Here is a 19,537-nt window from a genome sequence, read left to right on the forward strand (position 1 = left end):
ACGGCGACGCCGGTGTTTCCGGAGGAGCAAGGCCCTCCCACGGAGCTGGTGTCGCCGATGGCGGCCATCGATGCTTGGTTCGTCGCGCTGGCGGAGGCCAATCCGCACCTGCGGCTTCGGATCGGCAACCCCGACGAACTGAGCAGCAATCGGATGAGCGCCGCGCTGGCGCGGTTCAAGCATCGGGTGAACCGTCCCGAACCGGGGGCGCCCGAGGCGGTGGACGGGGCGGTCATCACCGCGCTGAACGAGGAGGCTGTGGCCAGCGCCGCGCTCGCCAACAAGGGCGGCCTCAATCTCATCGTCACCTACGAGGCGTTCGCCCCCAAGATGCTGGGGGCCCTCCGGCAGGAGATCATCTTCGCGCGCCAGCAGAAGGAGGCTGGGTATGCCCCCGGGTGGCTCGGCGTCCCCCTCCTGGCCGCTTCGCATACGTGGGAGAACGGCAAGAACCAGCAGTCGCATCAGGAGCCGACGATTGGCGAGGCCATGCTCGGCGAGATGGCGGATGTCGCGCGAGTGCTCTTTCCAGTGGACGGCGCTACGGCCGTCGCGGCTCTGCGGAGCCTCTATGCGCAGCGGGGCGTCGTCGGTTGCGTGGTGGCGCCTAAAGGCGAGGTGGCGGCTCGGTTGTCGCCAAGCGCGGCCGACGAGGCCCTGCGCGAAGGGGTCGTCGAGATCGGTCATGACGCCGCGCCGGCCGTGCAGTTCCTCGCGGTGGGCGCCTACCAACTGGCTCAAGCCGAGGCGGCGAGTTCACGCCTTCGCGCCGCGGGCGTGCCGGTGCGGCTTACGGCGCTGTTGGAGCCGGCCCGCCTGCGAACGCCCCGCGACGAATGGGAAGCGTCGGTCACCTTGTCGGATGAACGGCTCGACGCGATGTTCCCGCGCAGCGCGCGCCGGGTGCTCGTGGCGCACACGCGTCCCGAGCCCTTGCTCGGCCTACTTCGCCGAATCGACGGCGGCCCGGGCCGCCTGCGCGCCCACGGCTTTCAGAACCGTGGAGGAACGCTGGACCTGTTCGGCATGCTGTTCGCGAACCGGTGCACATTCGCTCATCTCGTGCGCAGCGCGGCGGCGCTCGTCGGCGTCGATGAGGCACGCCTGCTGACCGCGGCCGAGCGCTCGGCGCTGGATGGGGCCGGCGACCCGCAAGCGCTCCACGCGGGCGCTGGACTTGCGCTAGGTCAAGTCGACGATCGGGCAGCCGGTCCAGGCTGACTGCGGAGGAGAGGGCGATGGCGCTGAGCCTGCAATGTTTGGGTGGTGCCGGGACGGTCACCGGTTCGCGTCATCTCCTCGATGGGAAAAGCCAGCGAATCCTCGTCGGCTGCGGCCTCTTCCAGGGGTTGAAGGCGATGCGCGAGCGGATCTTGGCCCCGTTTCCGACGCCCCCGAAGAGCATCGGTCGGGTGGTGCTGACCCACGCCCACCTCGATCATAGCGGATATCTGCCCAGGCTCATCCGCGACGGTTACCGCGGCGAGGTGCTGTGCACGCCGGCGACGGCCGACCTTTGCCGCATTCTCCTGCGCGACGCCGCCCACTTGCAGGAGCGCGAGGCCGAGCAGGCGAACCGCTACGGCTACAGCAAGCACCATCCGGCCTTGCCGCTCTACACTGTTCAGGAGGCGGAACGGAGCTTACTGGCGCTCGCAAGCCAGGCCGCCGGCGTCGAGCGCGACCTGGGCGGGGGCGTCCATCTGAGGTTCGCGCGCGCTGGCCATATCCTGGGCGCCGCCACCGCGCGGTTTCGCCTGGAAGCCCGGACAGTGGTGTTCTCGGGCGACCTTGGACGTTACGACGACGCCGTGATGCTCGACCCGGAGCCGGTCCGAGACGCCGACTATCTCGTGCTGGAATCGACCTACGGGGATCGGGTGCATGAACGGACCGACCCAGCTGAGGCGCTGTTCGCCGTCGTCGAGCGGACCATCGGGCGCGGCGGCACGGTCGTTATCCCGGCCTTCGCCGTGGGCCGCGCCCAGCAAATTCTTCACCACCTCTGGCGGCTCAAGGCGGCGGGCCGGCTCGGGCTGGTCCCCATCTTTCTCGATAGCCCGATGGCCATCGATGCGACAGATCTCCTGGCCCGGCATGCGGACGAGCACCGCCTGTCCAAAGACGGCTGCGGGGCCACATGCGCCGTGGCGCAGTATGTCAGGACGGTCGAGGGCTCAAAGGCGCTGAGCGCCAACGCGATGCCGAAGATCATCATTTCGGCGAGCGGCATGGCGAGCGGCGGTCGGGTGCTGCACCACATCAAGGCTTTCGGCGGCGACCGGCGAAACACCCTCTTATTCACCGGCTTCCAAGCTGTCGGCACCCGCGGCGCCAAGCTCGTGGCCGGCGCTCGCGAGATCAAGATGTTCGGGCAGTGGTGGCCGATCCGGGCCGCGGCCGTACATTTGTCGATGCTTTCCGCACATGCCGACGCCGAGGAAATTCTGCGTTGGCTGTCAGCCTTTGAAGCGCCGCCGCGGGAAACCTTCATCGTCCATGGCGAGCCCGCCGCATCGGAGGCGCTGCGTGACCGGATCAGCCGCCAACTGGGCTGGCGGTGCACGGTCGCCGAGCCCTTCAGACGCTATGAGTTGGCCGCATGACGGATTCAGGCGGCGACCTTCGCAAGACCCGGCTCGCGGCGCGCCGGTTCGGGCTGGTGACGCAGGACGAGCCCGTCGCTCTGGTGCGGGCAGACTCGCCGGTTAGCCACGCCGAAGGGTTGGCCCCCCGATCGCAGGTGGTGGTGAGCGGGCCAACCGCCACGATCACCGCCACCTTGTACCATGTTACGTCGAAGGTCCTGCGGCCCAACGAAATCGGCCTTTCGGAAGCCGCCTGGGCAAGGCTCGGCGTGGAGAGCGGCGCCGAGGTCGAGGTTCGACACCCGCTTCCGCTCGAGTCGCTGGCTCGGGTGCGGCGCCGGATCTTTGGCGAGCGCCTTGGGCCGGCGGATTTCTCCGCCATCCTGCGAGACATCGTTGAAGGCCGCTATGCCGAGGCGCATCTGGCGGCGTTTGTCACCGCCTGTTCTGCGTTGCCGCTCGACCTGAACGAGACCACGGAATTGACGCGCGCCATGGTCGACGTGGGAAGGCGCCTCACCTGGAAGCGGCCGGTTGTGCTCGACAAGCATTCCATCGGCGGACTGCCGGGCAACCGCACCACGCCGATCGTGGTCTCGATCGCCGCCGCCCTCGGCCTCGTCATCCCCAAGACCTCGTCGCGCGCGATCACCTCCTCGGCGGGCACTGCGGACACCATGGAGGTGCTGACCCGCGTCGACCTGGAGATCGATGCTGTCCGTCAGGTCGTCGAAATGGAGGGTGGCTGCTTTGTCTGGGGCGGAAGGATGTCGCTGAGCCCGGCCGACGAGATCATTGCTCGGATGGGCCGCACGCTAGAGATGGACGCCGAGGGACAGCTTGTCTCCTCGATCCTGTCCAAGAAGATCGCAGCCGGCTCCAATCACGTGATCATCGATATCCCGGTCGGGCCGACGGCGAAGATGCGGACGCCGGCGGATGCGCAGGCCTTGGCCGAGCGGCTTGTCAGCGTCGGCCGCGCTTTCGGACTCCAGGTCCGTTGCGTGATCACCGATGGCTTGCAGCCGGTCGGGCGCGGCATCGGCCCGGCGCTGGAGGCGCGGGACGTCCTGGCGGTGCTCCAAGGGGCGCCGGAGGCCCCGCGCGATCTTCGGGAGCGCGCCCTCGCCTTGGCCGGCGCGGTGCTCGAATTGGGCGGGGCCGCGTGCGAAGGCGGCGGCGTCGACCTGGCCAGGACGGCGCTGGATGATGGCCGGGCCTGGGCGAAGTTTCAGGCGATTTGCCGCGCGCAAGGCGCCTTTCGCTCACCGCCGCGGGCGCCGTTGACGCGGGTCCTACCGTTGTCGCACGCCGGAACCGTGGTGCATCTGAACAACCGCAAGCTGGCCAAGCTGGCCAAGCTCGCCGGCGCGCATGAAGCGAAGGCCGCCGGGCTGGAGCTGCACGTGAAGATTGGCGACGAGGTCGTTGCGGGCCAGGCCATGATGACGCTCCATGCCCAGGCGGTGGGCGAGCTCGATTACGCGGGCGAATATGCGCGCGCCAACCCCGACATCATCGGAGTCGAGCTTTGAAGGTCTTCCTCGCCTTGCCAGGCAACGAACGGCTCGCCCGTTGGCTCGCGGTCCAAACTGGCGGCGCCTTTTGCGGTCTCCGCACTCGCCGGTTCCCGGACGGCGAGACCTATGTGCGCCTCGGGCGGGCCGTCCTGGGGGACGAGGTCTATGCGGTCTGCACCCTGGCGCATCCAGATCGGCGGACCCTTCGATTGCTGCTTGCGGCTGGAGCGGCGCGCGATGCCGGCGCAAGGCGCGTTGTGTTGGTGGCGCCCTATCTGGCCTATATGCGTCAAGACCGCGCATTTGCGGAGGGCGAGGCCATCAGCGCCCGCCATTTCGCGCGCCTGCTGTCTCACGCTTTCGAAGGCTTGGTGACGGTCGATCCGCATCTGCATCGGATCCGCGCGCTTGGCGAGATTTTCGACATCCCGGCGCGAGCGCTCCACGCAGCACCGCTACTGGCCGACTGGGTGCGCGTGAACGTCGAGCGACCGCTGCTGATCGGACCGGACGTCGAGAGCCGTCAATGGGTTGAGGCCGTCGCCCATCGCGCAGCAGCGCCCTTCGCCGTGTTGACCAAGGTGCGCCGCGCAGACCGCCAAGTCGAGATTGAGCTGCCAGCGCTGGCGACGTTTTCCGGACGCCAGCCCGTGCTGATCGATGACATCATTTCGTCAGGGACGACGATGATCCAGGCGGCGAGAATGCTTCGGGCCGCAGGGGTGGGGAGGCCGGTTTGCTTAGCTGTGCATGGGCTCTTCGCCCAGGACTCGTTCGAGCGGCTGTCGGCGCTCGCCGCGACGGTGGTCACGACCGATAGCGTTCCACACCCTTCGAACGGCATTTCGATTGCTCGTATGCTGGCCGATGGCTTGTCAGGAATCTAGAGCATGCAGATCCTCTCGTCAGACCAAACACAGTGGGGCGCCGGGCGCGACTTACCTGACACCTTGGGCCGGCGTCACGCGGCCTTGCCCGCAGTCCGCCTCGTGAGCCGGCGATGAACAAGCAGGCACGATTCCATGTGGCCTATTGGCTCATCGCCTTCCTCGGCGTGTTGGCCATCCAGCACTACATCGGCGTCGCCACCCAGGTGGCTCAAATTCCGTACAGCCAGTTCGAACGGTTGCTTCGCGAAGGCAAGATCGCCGAGGTGGGGATTTCGGACGAGTTCGTCCAAGGCCGGCTGAAGCAGCCCGTGCAGGGCAAGAGCGCCTTCGTTTCGGCGCGCGTCGAGCCCGAGCTTGCCCGTGAGCTTGACAAGTACGGTGTCGTCTATAGCGGCCAGGTCGAGAGTACCTTCCTGCGCGATCTGCTCTCCTGGGTGGTTCCGGTCCTGTTGTTCTTTGGCCTTTGGGCCTGGCTCTCTCGCAAGGCAGGGCCGGCCGGATTGATGCAGGTGGGGCGCAGCCGGGCGAAGGTCTATGTTGAAGCCGACACCGGCGTAACGTTCAGCGATGTTGCCGGCGTGGACGAGGCGAAAGCCGAGCTTCAGGAGATCATCGATTTCTTGAAGAGCCCGCAAGAGTACAGCCGCCTGGGCGGCCGTATGCCGAAGGGAATACTGCTCCTTGGGCCGCCGGGCACCGGCAAGACATTGCTCGCGAAGGCGGTGGCGGGGGAAGCCAAAGTTCCCTTCTTCTCGATCTCCGGATCGGAGTTCGTGGAAATGTTCGTGGGTGTCGGCGCGGCGCGGGTGCGCGACCTGTTCCAGCAGGCCCGCGAGCGCGCGCCGGCCATTATCTTCATCGACGAGCTCGATGCTTTGGGGCGCGCCCGCGGCCTCTACGCCTGGGGCGGGCACGATGAGAAAGAGCAGACGCTCAATCAGCTGCTGGTGGAACTGGACGGCTTCGATTCCAGCACGGGGCTGGTGCTGCTCGCTGCGACGAACCGGCCCGAAATCCTTGACCCAGCGCTGCTGCGTGCCGGGCGCTTCGACCGCCAGGTGCTTGTGGACAGACCGGACAAGAAGGGTCGGATTGATATTCTGCGGGTGCACACCCGAAGGGTGAAGCTCGCGCCGGACGTCGATCTCGAGAAGGTCGCGGCCCTAACGCCCGGCTTTACGGGCGCTGACCTCGCCAACCTTGTCAATGAAGCGGCGCTCCTGGCCACGCGCCGCCGCGCCGACGCGATAACCTTGGCGGATTTCAACGAAGCCGTGGAGCGGATCGTCGCTGGCCTGGAGAAGCGCAACCGCCTGCTGAATCCGAAGGAGCGCGAGGTGGTGGCGCACCATGAGATGGGTCACGCCCTGGTGGGCCTCACGCTGCCGGGGGTCGAGCAGGTGCACAAGGTCTCGATCATCCCGCGCGGGGTGGGGGCGCTCGGCTACACGATCCAGCGCCCGACCGAGGACCGCTTTCTGATGACCCAGGAGGAGCTGGAGAACAAGATGTGCGCGCTCCTGGGCGGTCGCGCCGCCGAATGGATCATCTTCCGACATCTGTCGACCGGCGCCGCGGACGACCTTCGCAAGGTGACCGATATCGCGCGAAGCATGGTGACGCGCTACGGCATGTCCAAGCGGCTTGGGCCTGTCTCCTATGATCGAGAGCCTCGGACCTTTCTCAGCGCCGGAGATGCTCCGCCTTCGTTCATGCGGGAGAACGACTTCGGAGAGGCCACGGCCGACGCGATCGACGAAGAGGTGCGCGCCATGGTGGAGGCGGTCTTCGCGCGCGCGGTGCAAATCCTCGAAAGCCGCCGCGCGGCGCTCGAGCGCGGCGCCAAGCTGCTGCTGGAGAAGGAAACCCTTGACGAGGCTGAACTGCAACGCCTGGTTCAAGATGGACCGGCCTCGACCGAGGCTCGGCGAGCGTGAGCCAGGGCGCGCCCTTCCTGCCCGGGCGTTGGCTGATCGGCGCGCGCCGAGCGGCTTGGCTGCGAGCGCCGAACAAGGACGGACGGTGAACACATGGAATACAGAGGCGCCGACACCTCCGCTCGGCTGAACGAGCAAGTCGATCAGGCGGTGATCCGCGCGGCGGCCTTCACCAAGCACGACCGCACGCTGCTGGCCCAAGTCCGAGCGTGCAACACGGTGTGCGAGTTCGCCTTTCCGATTCGTCGGGACGATGGGAGCGTCAAGGTCGTCAAGGCGTGGCGCGCCCAGCACAGCGACCATCGGCTTCCCACCAAGGGCGGAATCCGCTTCAGCCCCAACGTCGACTCTGATGAGATCATCGGGCTGGCGGCGCTGATGACCTACAAATGTGCGTTGATGGACGTGCCGTTCGGCGGCGCGAAGGGCGCCGTCCAGATCGACCGCGACGAATTCTCCGCCGGCGAGCTGGAACGGATCACACGACGCTACACGTTCGAACTCATAAGGCGAAACATGATCGGCCCAGGCGTTGATGTGCCTGCGCCTGACTATGGCACCGGGCCGCAGGAGATGGCCTGGGTCGCGGACACCTACCGTCAGATCAGCCGCGGCGACCTTGACGCACTGGCTTGCGTGACCGGCAAGCCGATCGCCCTGAGCGGCCTGCGTGGGCGGTCCGAGGCCACGGGACTCGGCGTCTTTTACGGCCTGCGTGAAGCCTGCGCCCAGGAAGAGGACATGCGAAAACTGGGCTTGGCGCCCGGCCTGGACGGCAAGACGATCGTCATCCAGGGCTTTGGGAATGTCGGCGCCCACGCGGCGGCGTTTCTCGCGCAAGGCGGGGCGCGGATCGTCTGCGTCATCGAACGCGATGGCGCGATCTTCAACCCGACCGGACTCAAGGTCGCCGAGATTGTCGAGCACCGGAGCCGGACTGGCTCCATCTTGGGCCTTCCCGGCGCCGAGACGCTGCCCTCCGCTGCGGCAGGACTGAACGTGGAATGCGACATTCTTGTCCCCGCCGCGCTCGAGAACACCGTTCACGCCGGCAACCAGGCGGGGATCCGCGCGCGGATCATCGCCGAGGCGGCCAACGGGCCTGTGACCGCTCTGGCGGACCAAGCCTTGCGGCAGCGTGGCCTGATGATCATCCCGGACATATATCTGAATGCCGGGGGGGTGACGGCGTCATATCTCGAGTGGCTGAAGAGCTTGGCGCACGTCCGTTTCGGGCGCATCGAGCAGAGGTTCGATCAAGGAGCCTATCACCGGATCGTTGAGGCCGTCTCGGGGGCGACCGGCCATGCATTTGATGCGCAGATCCTCAGCGGGCTGAAGGGCGCCGGTGAGACGGACCTCGTCCGCTCGGCGCTCGAGGAGACCATGGCGACGACATTTGCGCAGCTACGCGCCGTCAGCACTCAGCATCGGACGGACTTGCGCACGGCAGCGCTGATCATCGCCCTTGACAAGATCGCCGAAAGTTACGCCCGGATGGGGATATTTCCATAGTCCTGAGGGCTGTCGCGGCGGCGGCTCACAATTCGCTCCCGACGGCCTCGACAGCGCATGGCCCGATACAGGGATCGCCCCAGGACGGCGGGCGGCCGCCGAGTAGGCGCTTGGCCCCACACTGGCTGTTCATGGACGGCGGCCAGAAGCCCGACATGTTCCGGACGCGGCGCAGATCCATGCCTGCGGCGTCCTGGCCGAAGCTTCGCGGCCCAGGATCGGCCGCGGGGCGCTAACGTCCGTCAGGCGTCGCAAGCTTTAGCGGCACGAAGAGGCTCCGGCCCGAACGCCAGACGCGTATGAGGACCGCAGGGCGCCCTTGGTTGCGGGCCGCCTCGATCGCGGCATGGATGTCGGAGGGCGTAGTGACCACTCGATCCCCCACGCGGTCGATCACGTCGCCGGCGCGCAGGCCCTTTTCGGCAGCGTCGGATCCCGGCGAAACGCTTTCGATGACGACGCCGCGGGCGTCGGCGGGAAGGCGGTAGAGGCTTCGCGCTTCAGCATCCAGGGGGCGCAGCCGAAGACCCAGGCTGTCGCCCCCGGCAGGTCCCCCCGGGACCGGCGCGGTCCGATCGTCGGGGCGACGTGCGGCGCGCACGTCCAGGGTCTGCCGCCGCCCGGCGCGCCAGACCTCCAGTCGCAGAGGCTCGCCCTCCCGTGCGGTCGCCACCCGACGGGTCAGATCAGACGACGAGGCCAGCGTCTGTCCATTCAAGGTGAGGATCGCGTCCCCGGGCTGCAGGCCTACGGCCTCTGCTGGGCCCCCCGGTGTCGTTTCCACGACGAGGGCGCCGGTGCGCCCCGGAATACCGAGGCTGCCGGCGATCTCAGGCGTCAAGTTCTGAACCAATGCGCCGAGATAGCCTCGGACGATCCCGCCATCGGCGATCAGCTGCTTGGTGACGTGGTCGGCGATGTCGGCCGGGATAGCGAAACCGATGCCGACCGACCCGCCATTTGGCGAATAGATCGCCGTGTTGACGCCGACCACCCGGCCCTGCACGTCGAAGGCGGGGCCGCCGGAGTTTCCCCGATTGATCGGCGCATCGATCTGGAGGTAGTCGACATAGGCCTCGCCGATGTCCCGCCCGTCAGCCGAGACAATCCCCGCCGAAGCGGTGCCGCCGAGGCCGAAGGGGTTGCCCATGGCGACGACCCAATCGCCGACCCTGGGCCGCGCGGTCGTCTCGAAGGTCACGAAGGCGAAGCGCGAACCGCTCACCTTCAGGACCGCCAGGTCGGTTAGTGGATCGCGTCCGATGATACGCGCCGCAAGTTCGCGCCCGTCATTCGTTCGCACAGTCACCTTGGCGGCGTTCTCGACGACGTGATTGTTGGTGACGATGTAGCCGTCCGGCGCGATAAAGAAGCCCGAGCCCGACACCCGAGCGAGGGGTGGTGTTCGCGGCTCTTCGTCGCCGTCGGGCGCGCCCGGAAACCCGAAGAAGAACGGCAAGCCAGGAAACCCTTCAGGCAGATAGGGACTGGCCGGAGCGCTGCGGGTGACGTCGATAGAGACGACAGCCGGCGCCACGCGCGCGATGATGTCTGCAAAGCTCGACGGCGGCCGAACCGGCAAGCTTCGCGCCGGCTGTGCGGCGGCGAAGCAGACGGTGGGCGAGAGACCGCCGGTCGTGAGCGCGAGGGCGAGGGCTGCTGAGGCCAGGCGGGTCGCTTGGGGCTGCTTGGGCATCGCGGCGGCTCTTATTCGGCTTGGAGCGGGTCTGCGGTTGACGCATCGTGGGCGGCTGGCGCAGCTTCCCATTGATACAGGGGCGCGGGCGGCGGCGTTCCTGCGTCGAGGCCGGCGAGGGCTGTCCTCACTTCGTCGAGGCGGGACACATGTTCGCGCACCGGCGCTTCCGTGGCCTCCACCTCCAGCAGGTATTCATCCCATTCCCAGGAGCGCAGGATTCTGCGCTTCTGCGCGGTCGTCAGCGACGGGTCGGCGACAATCGCCGCCGGCGTCCGGTAGATCGCCTGGGGACTGAGGTAGAGGGCTTCGGCCTCCGCCGGCGTGAGGGGATCGAGCGGCTTTTCCGGCCGCTTGGGGCCCCCCATTGGGGGCGGATCCGCCGCGGTGTCGGACCCGTAGGGCGCAGCGCCCTCGCCCGCGTGGACCTCGAATTCGAGGCCATGCCGGCGGCAGTAGCCGATCGCGGCTTCCGCTGTGGGGAAGCGCAGGTTCACCTGCTGCAGCGGGTCGGTGCTTTCCAGCCAACCCATCAGGGGCTCCACGCGGGGCGCGGATCGTGCCGCGAAGCGCAGGGTCCATGCCTTCGCCTTGCCCTGTCCCCCGGTGACGGGGGCGGAGGGCTCGTCCTGCTGGATGATCGCGAATGCGTCAGCCGGCAGAGCTGCCGCGTGATGACGCGCGGCGATGGATTGAACCCCTGTTTCGCCTTGCCGAAAATCGTCGTGCCGGGGCATGTCTGGACCTCTGGTCTGGCCCGGGAACACAGGTTCCCGGGCAGCTTCACTGGGCGTGACCGGCCAAGTTACTGGCGTCGCGGATGACCGGGCCGGACAGGAGCTCTTTTCGGGAACCCCACATCACATCAGCCCTTGTCGATCGCGATCCGGCGAACGCCGTCCTGCTGGGCCCGGGTTTTCGGGAGCGTTACGGTGAGGACGCCCTTTTTGAACTTGGCCTTGATAGCATCCTCGTCGATCGCCACGGGCACCGGGATCACGCGTTCGAAACGGCCGTAATAGTGCTCGCTGTAGCGTCGGTCGTCGTCTTCGACGTCCTTGCGCTTCTCTCCACGCAGAACCAGCACGCCATCGTCGAAGACCACATCCACGTCGTCCTCCTCCATTCCGGGCAGCTCGGCGGAGACACGGATCGCCTTGTCGTCTTCCGACACTTCGAGGCTTGGCCAAGCCTGGCGGCCAAGCGTCGGCGCCCCGAAATCACGGAACACGTCGTCGAAAAGCCGATTCATCTCGCGATGCAGCACGAGAAAAGGATGACCGTCATCGTCGCGCTCGGCGGTCGTCAGCGCGTTCTCGCCGGGGCGTCGGCCGCCGCGGGTCCAAGGGATCAAGTCGCGAACATTCATGTCTTGTCTCCTTTGATCATCGGGCGATCCGGTGCAGGGGACCAAGCCGCCCGGGAAGGTGTTTGGGGCCGGTTCAGTTCGCCGGGGTCTGGGCCGTCTCGGCAGCGCTATCGGCAGCCGAAACCTGACCCTCGACCTGGATCCGCCTGGGCCGGGCGGCCTCCGGGATCTCGCGGACCAGGTCTATGGACAGGAGCCCGTCCGCAAGGCGGGCGCCTTGGACCTGCACGTGATCAGCCAGGGCGAAGATCCGCCTGAACGGTTGGGTCGCAAAGCCGCGATAGACGACCTGTCCGGGCTCTATCGTGTTCGAAGGCTGGCCGCTGATCGTCAGGCGGTTGGGTTCGTAGGTGATCTCGATGTCCGCATCCCGGAAGCCGGGTGTCGCCAGGACGATCCGGAAGTGATCATTGTCGAGGGTCACCACATTGTAGGGTGGCCCGGCCGTCTGCAGTTCGGGGCCGGTCGCCGATCGGTCGAACAGACTGAGCGCGTCTTCGACGCCCGGCGTCAGCCGATAGGGGAACATCGGCGTGATGGTGCTCATTCTCATGGCGACTTCCTGCCTGATCGTGTGAATCCGGGAGGAGCCGGGGTCGGCTCGCCTCCGGCGCCAGAGCCCGCGAATGGCCTGGCCATAGAGGACGTAGGGCGCAAGCGGCGCCCTTCAAGGCAGAATTTTCGGCGATCGAGACGAAGCCGCTGGCGCCCCGCTCCCCGCGCCAATCAATCCCGGCGACGACGGGCGTCAGAACAGCGGGCCGTCAATCTCCAGCAGCTTGGAGGGTGGCACCTTCAAGGCGAGCGCAGTGTGCCACAGCGTCAGGATCGTCGGGTTGCGGCGTCCGAGTTCAAGGCCGCTCACATAGGCGCGATCCACGCCCATCCGCGCGGCCAGGCCTTCCTGCGAAAGCCCAGCATCGCCCCTATAGCGCCTGACGTTGGTTCCGACGACCATGCGAACGTCCATGGCGATCACCAACAGCACCGAGAACTTTGATGCTACGCACTAAAGTGCACGGGCCGCATGTTGTTCTGGCGCGGGGGGCGTTCGGGCATCCTCCTGCGCCCTACGGGTTGCTACGTAGTTGTCACCCACAAGTAGGCGTCCGCCCTGCCGGCCGCTAGACGTCGGGCATGCGACCTGGCGCACTCCCGACCCCCCCGACCGCATCGTCTCAGGGCGACCAGCATGAGCCGTGTGCGACGGCGATCTCTGAGGCCTTTGCACGGCATGGCGCGCGGCTCCTCTGTCGGCGCCGGACGACGATCTATAGCGAAGGGGGGTGCGCCGATCGGGCCTTCTATATCCGGCGCGGCGTCGTGCGCACCAGCCGCGTGAGCGCGACCGGGCGACGAGAGGTCGGTGACTTCTACGGGCCTGGGAGTGTGTACGGGCTGGAGTCGGGCGCCGCGCGTTGCTTTGCCGCCGAGGCGGTCACCGATTGCGAGTTTCTGATCGTGTTTCGTCACGAGATCCGCTTCGATCCGCAGCTGCAGCAGGCGATCGACGCGGCTATGCGGCTGGAGCTGGCGCGAATGCAAGACCATCTGTCCCTCCTCCGCCGGATGAGCGCCCGGGAGAAGGTCGCAAGCTTTCTGACCCGGCTCTCGGGGCCCCACGCTGTGAGCCCCGCCCTGCCGATGGGGCGGCAGGATGTCGCCGATTTTCTCGGCCTGACCATGGAGACTGTGTCCCGCGTGCTCAGCCAATTCGAGCGGGACGGCGTTCTGCGTTTCGCCGGGCCGCGCCAGTTTGAGGTTCACCGGCCGCAGGTTCTTGCGGCGCTAGCGGCCTGAAAGTCGCCTGCCGAGGAAGGCTGAGAACTTGCCTTCGTCTCATCCTCCGCCCAAGCTCGCTCAGATGCTGCCTGGGGGGCGATCCGCACGGCCCTGAAGACGCGGCTTGGCGAGGCTGCCGGCTACGCCGTGGCGATCACCGCCGCGCTGCTTTGCAGCCTGCTCAGGCTCCTGGTCGATCCGCTGTTGGGGAACGAGATGGGCCTCCTGCTCTTCGTGCCGGCGATATTGGCCGCGGCGATGGCCGGCGGCGCGGGCCCCACCTTCGTGGCTGCTACGCTGTCGATCGGCTCGAGCCTCGCCATAGCCCGGTTTCACCTGGATGGCGACGCTGTGGTGCGGATCGTGATCTTTATCCTGATCGCGCTGACGGTGGGGTGGCTCGGCTCGCGGATGCTGCGGAATGGCCGCGAGCTCGAACGCTTTGTGGGCGCGCTTCACGAGCGCGAGGTGCGGCTGCAATCGATCCTCGAAACCGTGCCCGACGCTTTGGTCATCATCGATGAGCGCGGCGCGATCGACGCACTCTCGCCCGCCGCCGAACGGCTCTTCGGCTGGTCGGGCGCGGAGCTGAAGGGCCGGAACGTCGCGCTGCTGATGCCGGAGCCCGATCGGTCGCAGCACGGTGCTTATCTGGCGCGCTACCTGGCCACGGGCGAAAAGCGCATAATCGGGAAAGGTCGGGTGCTGATCGGCCAGCGTTGCGACGGCTCGACCTTTCCCATGCAGCTGGCGGTGGGCGAGATGGTCCTCGGGTCAAAGCGCCTTTTCACCGGCTTTGTTCGCGATCTCACCGAACGACAGGACGCCGATCGCCGGCTTCGGGATGTGCAGGGGGAGTTGCTCCACGTCTCCCGCCTGGCTTCGCTGGGCGAAATGACGTCTGCGCTCGCCCATGAGCTCAACCAGCCGCTGGCGGCGGCGACCAGCTATATGGAAGGCAGCCTCATGCTGCTTGAGCGCGCACCAGTTGATTTTCAACGCCTGAAGGCGATGATTGGCCAGGGTGGGGAGCAGACTTGGCGGGCGGGGGAAATCCTGCGACGGATGCGGGACTTCTCAGTGAGGGGCGAAACCGAGCAACGGATCGAGCGCTTGTCACCGCTTCTTCAGGAGGCCGCCGCCCTCGCCCTGGTCGGGCCAGGAACCCGCGACGTGCGATTGTCCTTCCAGATCGACCCTGCCGCAGACGCAGCTCGCATCGACAAGGTGCAAATCCAGCAGGTCGTCGTCAATCTCGTACGCAATGGGATCGAGGCGATGGAGGGCGCGGCCGACAAGTCCCTTGCCGTTGGGACAAGTCCGGCAATGGCATGGTGGAGGTATGGGTTAGCGATCGCGGCGCAGGGCTGAGCGAGGCGGCGGCCTCGACATTGTTCGAGCCCTTTCGGTCGACCAAGCCGGGCGGCATGGGCATTGGACTTTCTATTTCCCGGACGATCATCGAAGCCCATGGAGGGCGGATCTGGGCAGATCTCAATCCTGTCGGCGGCGCGGTCTTCCGCTTCACGCTACCCGGCGTGCATGCCGAGGCGGGTAGCGATGTCTGAGCCGCGGGTGCATCTGATCGATGACGAGGACTCCGTGCGCAACGCCATGAGCTTCATCCTCGACATGGCGGATCTGCCGTCCCGGAGCTACGCCAGCGCGCTCGAGTTTCTCGATGTCGCTGGATCTATCCGTGAGGGATGTGTCGTAACCGACCTGCGGATGCCCCATATGAGCGGCCTTGAACTCATCACGCGGATGAAACAGCTGGGGCTTGGACTGCCCGTCGTGATGATCTCCGGCCACGGCGACATCCCCATTGCCGTCGAGGCGATGCGTGCGGGGGTGGTCGATTTCATCGAGAAGCCTTTCAAGAAGGATGCGCTTCTCGACGCCATCCGCCGGGCGCTCGATAGCGAGGCGAGCCGCGCCGCGGCTCAGTCCTCGCGGAGCAGGTTCGAGGAGATGATCGCGACGTTGTCGCCGCGACAGACGGACGTGCTGAGGGGCGTCATCGCGGGCAAGATGAATAAGACGATCGCCAACGAACTTGGCATCAACATCCGCACCGTTGAGGTGCACCGGGCGCACGTCATGAGCAAGACGCACGCCGCCAGCCTGTCCGAACTCGTCCGTGTCGCCATGTCAGCGGGCTTCTGAGTCTGAGCGGTCGGATGCCGGCTAACGGCATGATCGCCACCCCCGCTCAGGTTACGTCGCCTGAGCCTCCGCCAATGCTGGCCCTATAGGCGCGCCGGCGATCGCGGATGAACGCATCGACAGCTTCGACCGGCTCGCCGAGGTCGCGCAGCAACGACTCGGACAGATGCAGGCTGGCCTCGAAGGTCTCCGGCACGGCGCTGGTTGCGCCGAGGCCATAGAGTCGGGCCGCATGGCGCGCGTCGCGGGCGCGGGCCACAATCACCAGATCTGGATGGCGATGGCGCGCCACGCCGACGACGGCTTCGACCCCTTCCGGGGCATCCATGGTTACGACCAGAGCCCGGGCGTCAGCCAGGCCCAAGCGATCCAAAAGCTCGATCCGGGATCCGTCGCCGAAGTAGATCGGCCGGTCCCGCCGCCGTTCGGCGCTGACGACGCGCGGGTCGCGATCTACGGCGACCCAGGCGAAGCCTCTTGCATCGAGGATCTCGGCGATCATGCGGCCGACCCGACCCATGCCGACGATCAGGACACGGCCCGGATTGACGGTCTCGGCGGGGTCGGCAGATGGCTCGGCGGCGAGCTTGAGAGCAACCGACTTTCGCCCGGCCCAGGCGCCGAAGGCGACGAGACCCGGGGTGAAGGCCATGCTCAGGCTCACGGCGACAAACAGCGGCTGCAATAACGAGGTCGAGAGGATCGCAGAGTCGCTGGAGTGTCGGAGCACCACGAACGCGAATTCGCCTCCGCCGCAAAGCGCGAGGGCGGCCTCAAGGCTGGTGGCCGGCGCCAGCCCAAACAGGCGGCAGGCGACGAGGTTGGCCAGCGCCTTCAGCGACAGCAGGCCCACGGTCAGGCCGGCGACCAGTGTGGGTTGCACCCAAAGCGCCGACAGGTCCAAGCCCAAGCCAACGCTCAGGAAGAACAGCCCCAGCAACAGGGCTGTGAACGGCTCGATCATGACTTCGACCTCGTGCCGGTACTCGGTTTCGGCCAGCAGGACCCCGGCGACAAAGGCCCCAAGCGCCATGGACAGGCCCGCGAGCGCGCTGGCGGCGCCTGCGCCGATGATCACGAGGAAGGTCGCCGCCATGAAGAGATCCTGGCTCTTGGCGCGGGCGACCAGTTTCATTAAAGGTCGCAGGAGCCACCGGCCGGCCAGGATCAGGGCGCCGACAGCCAAGACGCCCGGGGCCAGGGCATAGAGCGCTCCAACCTCCACCCCATGCCTTTCCGAGGCGAAGAGGGTGGCGACCGCCAGCAGGGGCGCGACAGCCAGATCCTGGAATAGGAGTACTCCAAACGCGGCGCGTCCAGCTGGCGCGTGCAGCCGATGACGGCGAGACAGAGCCGGCGTCACCATCGCCGTTGAGGAAAGCGCCAGGGCGGCGCCGGCCATGAGGGCGCTTGGCGCATCGGGGACCAGCAGCCGCAGGGCGCCCCCGAGAAGGAGTGACGCGATGAGGAGTTGCGCGAGACCCAGGCCGAACACCAGCTTGCGCATCAATCGCAGTCGTTCCCAGGAAAGCCCGAGCCCGAGGTGAAAGAGGAGGAAGGCCACCCCCAGCTGCGCAAACTGCTCGAATTCCTCTGGACGGGTGATTGTGAAGGCCGCAATCCAAGGCGCGGACGGCGCCAGGGCGCCGAGTCCATGAGGTCCGAGGATGACGCCGGCCGCCAGGAATCCTAGCGTGGAGCCGACGCGAAGGCGGGCGAAGATCGGAGCGACTACGCCGGCGGTCGCCAAGAACAGCATGAGGTCCTTCAAGACCGGCGCGATGGTCGGATCGCTCATGCGGCCTCCGTTGCGACGGATCGCATTGATCTGGGGCCGCCGCATTTCGGCGCCCGCATTGTCGCCGCCGATGGCGGAATTGGGCGCCACCGCATCTCCTGGGTGTGTTGCGAAGACGGCGCCGCACCGGCACGATTGTCGGTATGCGCCGAGAGATCAGCGGCGGATCGGCGCATCCCAGCGGGCGCCGCCTGCCTCTGCCGGTGGATCGCGACCCGCTCCATCGCCCGGAGCGGATCAGCCCGTTGCCGCCCAGGACCTGCATCCAGGGCCGCGGGCTTCTCATGCGTAAGCGGACAATCGTTCAAAGGACGGACCGTGACGGTGTCGCCGGGCCGATCCCCAGCCAGAACGGCGGCTCGGATCGCGCCACGGACCGCTTCGCGAGCCCTGAGGCGATGTCGCAGCATGCCTTGCGCCCGAGGCTGAGGATCGCCGACCTCGATCCCGGCGTAGTTTGCCAGGTCCGTCCGACGCTGCGGCGCCAGCGCGCCCGGTGCGAGGGTGTTTGCGAGCACCTCGCCAGACACTGGGGTGATATCGACCCGCAACCCAATGGCCTGCGCCGCTTCTTCCCTGGCCCGGTCGTCGTCGTTCGGCATCGCTGTCCTCCGCGTCTTCGCGACCCGGCAAGGCGATACCGGCCAGGGTCGAAAGGCCAATGGCATTCACGAGCAGACGCTCCGACGATGACATCTAGGGCGAGGGCTGCTGGCGACAACCGCGCCTCCACCGAAGGAGAAATGGATGCCCCGCCCGCCGCGGCGTCGTAGATGTCGCCGGAAGGCCTCGGCGCTGCTGATTGCGTGCTAGGTTCGCACGTCGCGCGCCCTCGCGTGGCGACAAGCGGACCGGTAGTCGGCCGCGGCTTTCGGGTCGAAGCGCTCGAGGGCCGAGATCAGGTCGTCGAGATGGGAGACAGGTGCGAACTCGGTGAGGTCGCGCGCATCCGCCATCTCCAGCCCCAGCGCATCGTTCGCCCAGGCCAGCAGGATGATCCGCTTCTGATCGTCAGTTAGTCCGGCGTGGGCGATCACGTCCGCGGGACGGGCAAAGGCCGACGCCGGGTCGATCAGCGCATCCACGAACGCAGCCTTGGCCATGGGCGAGGTGGCGGGTGGCGACGGCTCGGCTTCGGGCACCATATGCGCCTTCGCTGGTTGAGGTTTCGTTTCGAACTTAGCGCGGGGGCGCATACCGGCAAGGTGGTATGTAACAGCTGGCCCTAGCTGGGCCGCGCCTCGGATCTTGCTGGCCTCTCGTCATCGCGCAGGACGACGTAGGTGGCGGGGATCACCAGCACGGTCAGCAGGGTGGACGACGCCAGGCCGAACAGCAGGCTGATGGCGAGGCCCTGGAAGATCGGGTCGAACAGATCACCGCCGCCCCGATCATGGCGGCCAGCGCCGTCAGCAGGATCGGCTTGAAGCGGATGGCGCCGGCCGAGAGCAGCGCGTCGCGCAGGGGCCGGCCCTCGGCCTGCTCAGGGCGGATGAAGTCCACGAGCAGGATCGAGTTGCGCACGATGATGCCGGCCAGCGCGATGAAGCCGATCATCGAGGTGGCGGTGAACGGCGCCCGGAAAAGCATTGGCCCGCCACGATGCCCACCAGGGTCAGCGGGATGGGCGTCAGGATGACCAGCGGCAGGCGGAAGCTCTTGAACTGCGCCACCACCAGGACGTAGATGCCGAGGATCGCCACCCCGAACGCCGCCCCCATGTCGCGGAAGGTGACCCAGGTGATCTCCCACTCGCCGTCCCACAGGACGGTGGGCCGACTCTCGTCCGTCGGCTGGCCGTTCAGGCGGATGTCGGGCTTGGGCAGCTTGCCCCAGTCGTGCGCCTCGATGGCGTCGTCGACGGCCAGCATCCCGTAGATCGGCGCCTCGTAGCGGCCGGCGAGGTCGGCCATGACCATCTCGGCGTCGCGGCCGTCGCGGCGATAGATCGGGTACGAGCCGGTCTCGCGGGTGGCCTCGACCACCTCGCCCAGCTCCACCAGGCGCCGGCCCTGGGCGGTGTTCGCCACGGCCACCGGGGTGGCGGCCAGCCGTTCGCTCCAGGAAATCAAGGATGTCGAGGGCGCCGGGCTTCCGGCCGCCTCCATCACTCGCCCCCTGAAAGATCCCAACGATCGAGCCCCCTTACGCCGAGGCGTTTCGGCGGATCACGCCAGCCTTGCTGGCGCAGATCTCCGACGTCCTCGGCGATCTAGTCGACCTCAGCACCCGATTCTCGTGAGACGCCACAAGATCGAACCGGCCCGCAGAAATGG

Annotated in this window: 19 protein-coding genes; 10 read left to right on the forward strand and 9 right to left on the reverse strand. The window is 67.2% G+C overall.

What is annotated here, in order from left to right; translation table 11 throughout:
• The first annotated feature begins 57 nt into the window (after positions 1 to 57).
• The 6 genes from Q0379_RS04045 to Q0379_RS04070 all read left to right on the forward strand — a co-directional run bounded on the left by Q0379_RS04045 (position 58) and on the right by Q0379_RS04070 (position 8,450).
• The gene (locus Q0379_RS04045) at positions 58 to 1,221 is read left to right on the forward strand and encodes a hypothetical protein (protein ID WP_299004553.1); all 1,164 of its coding nucleotides are present in this window, start codon (positions 58 to 60) and stop codon (positions 1,219 to 1,221) included.
• Positions 1,222 to 1,238: 17 nt separating this feature from the next.
• Positions 1,239 to 2,606, forward strand: coding sequence for an MBL fold metallo-hydrolase (locus Q0379_RS04050; RefSeq protein WP_299004555.1), 1,368 nt, complete (start codon positions 1,239 to 1,241; stop codon positions 2,604 to 2,606).
• Positions 2,603 to 4,123 (forward strand): thymidine phosphorylase family protein, encoded by a 1,521-nt coding sequence (locus Q0379_RS04055; protein WP_299004557.1) that lies wholly within the window; start codon positions 2,603 to 2,605, stop codon positions 4,121 to 4,123. The genes Q0379_RS04050 and Q0379_RS04055 overlap by 4 nt, the downstream gene beginning before the upstream one ends.
• A complete protein-coding gene (locus Q0379_RS04060) occupies positions 4,120 to 4,995 on the forward strand; it encodes a ribose-phosphate diphosphokinase (RefSeq protein WP_299004559.1) in 876 nt (291 codons plus the stop codon). Before Q0379_RS04055 ends, Q0379_RS04060 begins: the two co-directional genes overlap by 4 nt.
• Before the next feature lie 113 nt (positions 4,996 to 5,108).
• Complete coding sequence (ftsH, locus tag Q0379_RS04065) at positions 5,109 to 6,935, forward strand: ATP-dependent zinc metalloprotease FtsH (RefSeq protein ID WP_299004561.1); 1,827 nt, start codon at positions 5,109 to 5,111, stop codon at positions 6,933 to 6,935.
• A 93-nt stretch (positions 6,936 to 7,028) separates the two neighbouring features.
• Complete coding sequence (locus Q0379_RS04070) at positions 7,029 to 8,450, forward strand: Glu/Leu/Phe/Val dehydrogenase (RefSeq protein WP_299004563.1); 1,422 nt, start codon at positions 7,029 to 7,031, stop codon at positions 8,448 to 8,450.
• 232 nt (positions 8,451 to 8,682) lie between these two features.
• Here the strand turns inward: Q0379_RS04070 and Q0379_RS04075 are convergent, their stop codons facing one another.
• From Q0379_RS04075 to Q0379_RS04095, 5 genes are all read right to left on the reverse strand, one after another.
• Positions 8,683 to 9,909, reverse strand: coding sequence for a trypsin-like peptidase domain-containing protein (locus Q0379_RS04075; RefSeq protein WP_299004565.1), 1,227 nt, complete (start codon positions 9,907 to 9,909; stop codon positions 8,683 to 8,685).
• A gap of 248 nt (positions 9,910 to 10,157) precedes the next feature.
• Positions 10,158 to 10,883, reverse strand: a complete 726-nt coding sequence (locus Q0379_RS04080; RefSeq protein WP_291845652.1) for an NADH dehydrogenase ubiquinone Fe-S protein 4 — start codon at positions 10,881 to 10,883, stop codon at positions 10,158 to 10,160.
• A gap of 128 nt (positions 10,884 to 11,011) precedes the next feature.
• The gene (locus Q0379_RS04085; protein ID WP_291845650.1) at positions 11,012 to 11,515 is read right to left on the reverse strand and encodes an Hsp20/alpha crystallin family protein; all 504 of its coding nucleotides are present in this window, start codon (positions 11,513 to 11,515) and stop codon (positions 11,012 to 11,014) included.
• A 73-nt stretch (positions 11,516 to 11,588) separates the two neighbouring features.
• Entirely contained in the window at positions 11,589 to 12,068 is a 480-nt protein-coding gene (locus Q0379_RS04090) for an Hsp20 family protein (protein ID WP_299004575.1), read from the reverse strand.
• Positions 12,069 to 12,263: 195 nt separating this feature from the next.
• Positions 12,264 to 12,503 carry a helix-turn-helix transcriptional regulator gene (locus Q0379_RS04095; protein ID WP_299004578.1) on the reverse strand — a complete coding sequence of 80 codons (240 nt, stop codon included), beginning with the start codon at positions 12,501 to 12,503 and terminating at the stop codon, positions 12,264 to 12,266.
• A 149-nt stretch (positions 12,504 to 12,652) separates the two neighbouring features.
• Here Q0379_RS04095 and Q0379_RS04100 point away from each other — a divergent pair, with 149 nt between their 5' ends.
• From Q0379_RS04100 to Q0379_RS04115, 4 genes are all read left to right on the forward strand, one after another.
• Complete coding sequence (locus tag Q0379_RS04100) at positions 12,653 to 13,315, forward strand: helix-turn-helix domain-containing protein (protein ID WP_299004583.1); 663 nt, start codon at positions 12,653 to 12,655, stop codon at positions 13,313 to 13,315.
• 129 nt (positions 13,316 to 13,444) lie between these two features.
• Positions 13,445 to 14,668: a PAS domain-containing sensor histidine kinase gene (locus tag Q0379_RS04105; RefSeq protein WP_299004585.1), complete on the forward strand. Its 1,224-nt coding sequence runs from the start codon at positions 13,445 to 13,447 to the stop codon at positions 14,666 to 14,668.
• Positions 14,629 to 14,865 (forward strand): ATP-binding protein, encoded by a 237-nt coding sequence (locus tag Q0379_RS04110; protein WP_291845645.1) that lies wholly within the window; start codon positions 14,629 to 14,631, stop codon positions 14,863 to 14,865. The genes Q0379_RS04105 and Q0379_RS04110 overlap by 40 nt, the downstream gene beginning before the upstream one ends.
• Before the next feature lie 7 nt (positions 14,866 to 14,872).
• Positions 14,873 to 15,463 (forward strand): response regulator, encoded by a 591-nt coding sequence (locus Q0379_RS04115; RefSeq protein WP_299004588.1) that lies wholly within the window; start codon positions 14,873 to 14,875, stop codon positions 15,461 to 15,463.
• Positions 15,464 to 15,509: 46 nt separating this feature from the next.
• Here Q0379_RS04115 and Q0379_RS04120 read toward each other — a convergent pair whose 3' ends face one another.
• The 4 genes from Q0379_RS04120 to Q0379_RS04135 all read right to left on the reverse strand — a co-directional run bounded on the left by Q0379_RS04120 (position 15,510) and on the right by Q0379_RS04135 (position 19,333).
• Positions 15,510 to 17,351, reverse strand: a complete 1,842-nt coding sequence (locus Q0379_RS04120; RefSeq protein ID WP_299004591.1) for a cation:proton antiporter — start codon at positions 17,349 to 17,351, stop codon at positions 15,510 to 15,512.
• A gap of 719 nt (positions 17,352 to 18,070) precedes the next feature.
• Complete coding sequence (locus Q0379_RS04125; protein ID WP_299004594.1) at positions 18,071 to 18,406, reverse strand: hypothetical protein; 336 nt, start codon at positions 18,404 to 18,406, stop codon at positions 18,071 to 18,073.
• Between the two features lie 160 nt (positions 18,407 to 18,566).
• Positions 18,567 to 18,818: an efflux RND transporter permease subunit gene (locus tag Q0379_RS04130; RefSeq protein WP_299004597.1), complete on the reverse strand. Its 252-nt coding sequence runs from the start codon at positions 18,816 to 18,818 to the stop codon at positions 18,567 to 18,569.
• Complete coding sequence (locus Q0379_RS04135) at positions 18,815 to 19,333, reverse strand: hypothetical protein (RefSeq protein ID WP_299004600.1); 519 nt, start codon at positions 19,331 to 19,333, stop codon at positions 18,815 to 18,817. Before Q0379_RS04135 ends, Q0379_RS04130 begins: the two co-directional genes overlap by 4 nt.
• Between the last annotated feature and the right edge of the window lie 204 nt (positions 19,334 to 19,537).

It is taken from the genome of uncultured Caulobacter sp. (assembly GCF_937900395.1).
Lineage (GTDB): Bacteria > Pseudomonadota > Alphaproteobacteria > Caulobacterales > Caulobacteraceae > Caulobacter.